This window comes from Cupriavidus sp. R6-3, assembly GCF_059772245.1.
Map to the genome: position 1 here is coordinate 1 of NZ_JCBAJO010000370.1, position 3,109 is coordinate 3,109.

Sequence of the window (3,109 nt, forward strand, 5' to 3'; positions counted from 1 at the left end):
TGGCGGCTCCATGCACGCCGGGCGTGCTCGACGCGCGCAACGGCCGCCATGTGCTGGCGCTGCTCGATGCGGCGCTGGCCGGCCTGCTGCCCCAACCGGGGCAGGCCGCCCGCTATGCGGCCGTGGTCACCGCACCGGTGCAGAAGAGCACCATCAATGACGCCGGCGTGCCGTTTACCGGCCATACCGAATATCTGGCCGAGCGGGCCGGCGTGTCGCGCGTGGTGATGATGCTAGCCGGCCCGCAGCCGGCGCATGCCAATGCGATGCTGCGGGTGGCGCTGGCCACCACCCATCTGCCGCTGCGCGCGGTGCCCGATGCGCTGGACGTGCCGATGCTGCTCGAGACGTTGACGATCGTCGACAACGATCTGCGGGGCCGCTTCGGCCTGACCCATCCCCGCATCCTGGTGACCGGCCTGAACCCGCACGCGGGCGAGAGCGGCCACCTCGGGCGCGAGGAGATCGACATCATCGCGCCGGCGCTGGCGAAGGCGCGCGAAGCAGGCATCGACGCGCGGGGCCCCTATCCGGCCGACACGCTGTTCCAGCCCCGGCTGCTGCGCGATGCCGACTGCGTGCTGGCGATGTACCATGACCAGGGCCTGGCGCCGCTGAAATACGGCACCTTCGGCCATGGCGTCAATATCACGCTGGGCCTGCCGTTCATCCGCACCTCGGTCGACCACGGCACGGCGCTGGACCTGGCCGCCACGGGCCGCGCCGAGCACGGCAGCATGATCGAGGCGATCCGCTGCGCGATCGGGATGGTCGGCCATACCGGGCGGCGCCTGCACGGCGAGCCGCCGGCCGGACACTGAAGAGACATCGATGCGTTCCCCTGTTCACCAGGGCCATACGGCCCGCAAGCGATTCGGCCAGAACTTCCTGGTCGACGACAGCATCATCCATGGCATCGTCAATGCCATCGACCCGCAGGCCGGCGACCTCGTCGTGGAGATCGGTCCCGGCCTGGGCGCGCTGACCGAGCCGCTGCTGGAGCGCCTCGATCATCTGCACGTGATCGAGCTGGACCGCGATCTGGTCGAACGGCTGCGCCGCCGCCACGGCGACCGCATGACGATCCACGCCGGCGATGCGCTCGCCTTCGACTTCGACGAACTGAAGCAGCCCGGCCGCCCGCTGCGCATCGTCGGCAACCTGCCGTACAACATCTCCAGCCCGCTGCTCTTCCACCTGATGGAGTTCGCCGACCACGTGCGCGACCAGCATTTCATGCTGCAGAAGGAAGTGGTCGAGCGGATGGTGGCCGAGCCGGGCAGCAAGGCATTCGGGCGGCTGTCGATCATGCTGCAGGTGCGCTACCACATGGAGTACGTGCTCGACGTGCCGCCGGAGTCGTTCAACCCGCCGCCCAAGGTCGATTCGGCGGTGGTGCGGATGATTCCGTGGCCGCGCCATGAGGACGGCCGGCTGCGCTCGCCGTACGCCGCCTGCGACATGACCGTGCTGGGCGATCTCGTCACCGCCGCGTTCTCGCAGCGCCGCAAGGTGCTGCGCAACACGCTATCGATGCTGCGCGATCACGTCGACTTCGACGCGATCGGCTTCGACCTGGGCCGCCGCGCCGAAGAGGTGCCGGTCGCCGAATACGTCGAGCTGGCCAATCGCATCGGCGGGTAAGGCGGCCCCGCCGTTGCCCTTGCGGGCTTCCTTTGCCGCTTCTTTCGCCGTCCCCTCCGCCGTCCCCTTCGCCGTCCCCTTCGCCGTTCGCTTTCCTCTTCCTTCCTTCCCGGTTCGCCGGCGGCCGCGGTCCAGCCGACCACCGCTGCAGCGCGCGAAAGAACCCCGCCCGAATGCTAAAGCCCGCCCTCCGGCGCGGATGAGAATCGCGCCGCGACAGGCCGAATGCCCCGTCGCCCGATCCCTCAACCGCAAAGGAGCGCGAGCATGCATGCACGCCTTACCACGACCCAGCCACCGCTGTTCCAGCCCGGCCCTGTGCCTGACGCCGTCGACCGTGCTGACCGCGGCGCCGGCGGCTCCGAAGCCGGCCGCGAACTGACGCTGGCGCTGCGGCGCCACGATGGGCCGGCGGTCCGCGAGTGTCTTGCCCGCGAGCCGACGGCGGTCGGCTGGCGCGACGAGCAGGGCAACACGCCCTTGCACACGGCGATCCGGTCGCGTTGCGAACCGGAGCTGATCAATACGCTGCTTGCCCATCGGGCGGATCCCGCGATCACCAACGGCGACGGCGATACCTGCATGCATCTGGCGCTGGGCATGCGCCCGACCATGCCAGCGGTGGTCCAGTCCTTGTTGGACCACGGGCGCTGGTTCGGCGGCGGCATCGGGCTCGGCGCGCTCGGCAAGCCGAACCGGCACGGCAGGACCGCGCTGGAGCTCGGCAGGGATGTGGGCGGCGCGCCGGCATCCGGCCATGCGGCGGTTCTGCCGGCGCTGGAGTCGGCGCTGGTGGAGTGGATGGAAGGGTTTCGCACCAGTGTGCTGGCCGCGATCGATGCCGACAATGCGGCCGCGGTGCGGCACCTGGTGACCACCGGCGGCTGGTGCCTCGATATGCCGCTGGCGGAAGAGCTGGATCTGTTGCAGCTGGCCTTGCGGTACGAGGCGCCGCGCGTGGCCTGCGACATCATCGACCTGGCCGCGGCGGTGGACAATCGCGTCGTGCTGGAACAGGCCAAAAGCCAGCTCGGCATGACGCCGTTGATGACAGCGGTAGCGCTCAAGGCCGGCGCGCCATTCGCGCGCTTGCTGCTCCATGGCGTCCCCGTCGATGTCCAGGGGCCGTTCGGCCTCACGGCGCTGCATCTCGCCGCTGCGTCAGGTCAGCTGCATGCCGTGCGGCAGTTGGTGTCCTACGGCGCCCACCCGGACGCCCGCGACGAGACCGGCGCCACGCCGATCATGGCGGCAGCGTCGGCCGGACACCTGGACATCGTCAAGAGCCTGCGCGATGCCGGCGGCAACATCAACGGCCGCGATGGGCTGGGACGCACGCCGCTGATGTACGCGCACCTGGGCGACCAGCCGCTGGGCTTCATCTTGAAGATCATCATGGCGGGGGCGCGGACCGACATGGTGGATGGCGAGGGCCGGACCATCAGGGACTATCAGCGCGAAAGCA

3 protein-coding genes are annotated in these 3,109 nt (G+C 69.8%); all 3 read left to right on the forward strand.

What is annotated here, in order from left to right:
* The coding region (gene pdxA / locus AC6EI8_RS25615) for a 4-hydroxythreonine-4-phosphate dehydrogenase PdxA (RefSeq protein ID WP_498383279.1) at positions 1-821 on the forward strand (821 nt) is incomplete at its 5' end.
* 10 nt (positions 822-831) lie between these two features.
* Positions 832-1,644, forward strand: a complete 813-nt coding sequence (gene rsmA / locus AC6EI8_RS25620) for a 16S rRNA (adenine(1518)-N(6)/adenine(1519)-N(6))-dimethyltransferase RsmA (RefSeq protein WP_149316787.1) — start codon at positions 832-834, stop codon at positions 1,642-1,644.
* A 267-nt stretch (positions 1,645-1,911) separates the two neighbouring features.
* Positions 1,912-3,109, forward strand: a 1,198-nt coding sequence (locus tag AC6EI8_RS25625; protein WP_498383280.1) for an ankyrin repeat domain-containing protein, incomplete at its 3' end; no start/stop codon positions are given.